The following is a 2878-nucleotide window of genomic DNA, read 5'->3' as shown; positions in this document are numbered from 1 at the left end:
CCGGTGCGATCCTGGCCATCGGCCTGATCGGCGCGCCGGCCGGTTTTGCCGTGCTGCCCACGCCGGCCGAGGCGGGCCGGGTGGCCGGGCGCATGTTCGCCGTCGAGGCGCCGCTGAGCCTGGCGCTGGCCGTGGTGATCTTCCTGCTGGAGCGTCGGCGCGCCCGCGACGAGGCCGAAGCCGGCCGCGGCTCGCAGTTCAACGCCAACATGCTGCTCGCGCTCGGCGCGCTGTTCTGCACGGTCGCGGGCTACTACGCCATCCAGCCGATGATGGCCGCGGCGCGGGCCGGGCAGGGCGCGTGGTCGTTCGGCGCCCTGCACGCCGCCTCGACCGTGTTCTTCGGCCTCAAGGGCCTGCTGGTGCTGGCCCTGGCCTGGCGGCTGGCGCCGCGCTGAAGACGCACCCGTGCTCAGGTCGCAGCCGTCTTCTTGATGCTGGTGGTGCGCTTCTTCGCGCGCTTGACCTCGCCGCCGGCAGTCAGCCGCTGGTTGCCCAGCACCTTGACCTTCTTCACCTGCGGCCGGTGGTTGCCGCTGCGCGAGAACTTGAGCACCTTCACCACCTTGGGCCCGGGCATGCGGTCGTCGCGCTCGGCCTTCTCCTTCGGCGGGATGGGCCGCCACAGCACCAGCAGCTTGCCGATGTGCTGGATGGGCGCCGCGCCGAGATCGTCGGCCAGCGTGGCGAGCATGGCCTCGCGCGTGTCGCGCTCGTCGGAGAAGACACGCACCTTGATCAGGCCGTGGGCGTTTAGCGCCGCGTCCACCTCCTTGCGCACGGCCGGCGTGAGGCCCTCGCCGCCGATCAGGACGACCGGGTCGAGGTGGTGGGCATCGGCGCGTTTGTCCTTGCGCTGGGCGGGCGTGAGCTGGATGGCAGGCATGGGCCGTATTATCCCCGCGAGATGAGAGTCCAGACCCGATGAAGAAGGGCAGCAAGAAGGTCAACCGCGCGTGGCTGCACGACCACCTGACCGACCCCTACGTGAAGCTGGCGCAGAAGGAGGGCTACCGCGCCCGCGCCGCCTACAAGCTCAAGGAGATCGACGAGGCCCTGCACCTCATCAGGCCGGGTCAACTCGTGGTCGACCTCGGCGCCACGCCGGGTGCGTGGAGCCAGTACCTGCGGCGAAAGTTCGCCCCCAAGGAGGCCGGGACGGGCGGGGCGGCCGTGGGCGAGCTCAACGGCACGATCATCGCCCTGGACATCCTGGACTTCGAGCCGATCGAGGGCGTGCACTTCATCCAGGGCGACTTCCGCGAGGAAGCCGTGTTGCACCAGCTCGAGGCCCTGGTCGCCGGCCGCCCGGTCGACGTGGTGGTCTCCGACATGGCGCCCAACCTCTCGGGCATCGAAAGCTCCGACGCCGCGCGCATCGCCCACCTGGTGGAACTGGCGGTGGAATTCGCCCAGCGCCACCTCAGGCCCGACGGGGCCCTGGTCTGCAAGGTCTTCCACGGCAGCGGCTACAGCCAGCTGGTGAAGCTGTTCAAGGACAGCTTCCGGGTGGTCAAGCCGATCAAGCCCAAGGCTTCGCGCGACAAGTCGGCGGAAACCTTCTTGGTCGGCATCGGTCTGAAGCCGGGGCGCCGGAATACCGAACAAGAGCCTTCCGATGCTTGATTTGCCTCGATTCACACAGACGTTCCAGGGTGAAACTTCCCCAGATGCCGACCTTGACTCGACTAAACTTGCACATATCTACCGCGGCAATGGGCGGAAACCGTTTCCGCCGCGTTGTCGTGACCGGTTGAAGGAGCCGCGGTGAATAATCAATGGTTCTCTAAAGTCGCTGTCTGGCTGGTGATCGCACTCGTGCTGTTCACCGTGTTCAAGCAGTTCGACCGCGGAGTCACGTCGGCCGGCCAGATCGGCTACTCGGAGTTCCTCGAAGAGGTGCGTGCCAAGCGCATCAAGAGCGTCGTGCTGCAGGAAGGCGGCGGCGGCTCCACCGAGATCCGCGCCCGCACCACCGACGACAAGGAAGTCCGCACCACCGCCACCTACCTCGATCGCGGCCTAGTCGGCGACCTGATCAACAACAACGTCAAGTTCGACGTCAAGCCGCGCGAGGAGCCTTCGTTCCTGCTGAGCCTGCTGGCCAGCTGGGGCCCGATCCTGCTGCTGATCGGCGTGTGGATCTACTTCATGCGCCAGATGCAGGGCGGCGGCAAGGGCGGCGCCTTCAGCTTCGGCAAGAGCAAGGCGCGCATGCTCGACGAAGCCAACAACACCACCACCTTCGCCGACGTCGCCGGCTGCGACGAGGCCAAGGAGGAAGTGAAGGAACTGGTCGACTTCCTGAAGGACCCGCAGAAGTTCCAGAAGCTGGGTGGCCGCATCCCGCGCGGCGTGCTGCTGGTCGGCCCCCCGGGCACCGGCAAGACGCTGCTGGCCAAGGCCATCGCCGGCGAGGCCAAGGTGCCGTTCTTCTCGATCTCCGGCTCCGACTTCGTCGAAATGTTCGTCGGCGTCGGCGCGGCGCGCGTGCGCGACATGTTCGAGCAGGCCAAGAAGAGCGCGCCTTGCATCATCTTCGTCGACGAGATCGACGCCGTCGGCCGCCACCGTGGTGCCGGCCTGGGCGGCGGCAACGACGAGCGCGAGCAGACGTTGAACCAGATGCTCGTCGAGATGGACGGCTTCGAGACCAACCTCGGCGTGATCGTGATGGCAGCAACCAATCGGCCTGACATCCTTGACCCCGCGCTGTTGCGGCCAGGTCGATTCGATCGTCAGGTGTACGTGACGCTGCCCGACGTGCGCGGCCGTGAGCAGATCCTCAACGTGCACATGCGCAAGGTGCCGGTGGGCCAGGACTTCCGCGCCGACATCCTGGCACGCGGCACGCCGGGCTTCTCGGGCGCCGACCTCG

At 67.4% G+C, this 2878-nt stretch carries 4 protein-coding genes; 3 read left to right on the top strand and 1 reads right to left on the bottom strand.

Going from position 1 to position 2878, the window contains the following annotated elements; all coding sequences use genetic code 11:
- Positions 1–398, top strand: a 398-nt coding sequence (locus tag AB7U92_RS25170; RefSeq protein WP_428583291.1) for a DUF4149 domain-containing protein, incomplete at its 5' end; no start/stop codon positions are given.
- Between the two features lie 14 nt (positions 399–412).
- Here the strand turns inward: AB7U92_RS25170 and AB7U92_RS25165 are convergent.
- Positions 413–886 carry a YhbY family RNA-binding protein gene (locus AB7U92_RS25165; protein WP_428583289.1) on the bottom strand — a complete coding sequence of 158 codons (474 nt, stop codon included), beginning with the start codon at positions 884–886 and terminating at the stop codon, positions 413–415.
- A 38-nt stretch (positions 887–924) separates the two neighbouring features.
- Here AB7U92_RS25165 and AB7U92_RS25160 point away from each other — a divergent pair, with 38 nt between their 5' ends.
- Together AB7U92_RS25160 and AB7U92_RS25155 are read left to right on the top strand one after the other, a co-directional pair.
- The gene (locus tag AB7U92_RS25160; RefSeq protein WP_428583287.1) at positions 925–1626 is read left to right on the top strand and encodes an RlmE family RNA methyltransferase; all 702 of its coding nucleotides are present in this window, start codon (positions 925–927) and stop codon (positions 1624–1626) included.
- Positions 1627–1767: 141 nt separating this feature from the next.
- The coding region (locus AB7U92_RS25155) for an ATP-dependent metallopeptidase FtsH/Yme1/Tma family protein (RefSeq protein WP_428583285.1) at positions 1768–2878 on the top strand (1111 nt) is incomplete at its 3' end.

Origin of the sequence: Piscinibacter sp. (genome assembly GCF_050175855.1) — a bacterium.
GTDB lineage: Bacteria > Pseudomonadota > Gammaproteobacteria > Burkholderiales > Burkholderiaceae_C > Piscinibacter.
The sequence above is the reverse complement of the archived record's forward strand: the minus strand, read 5'-3'. Positions and strand labels throughout refer to the sequence as shown.

Excerpts from the sequence above, each read along its gene's own strand:
- AB7U92_RS25160 (WP_428583287.1), top strand. The coding sequence starts at position 925 with ATGAAGAAGGGCAGCAAGAAGGTCAACCGCGCGTGGCTGCACGACCAC.
- AB7U92_RS25165 (WP_428583289.1), bottom strand. The coding sequence starts at position 886 with ATGCCTGCCATCCAGCTCACGCCCGCCCAGCGCAAGGACAAACGCGCC.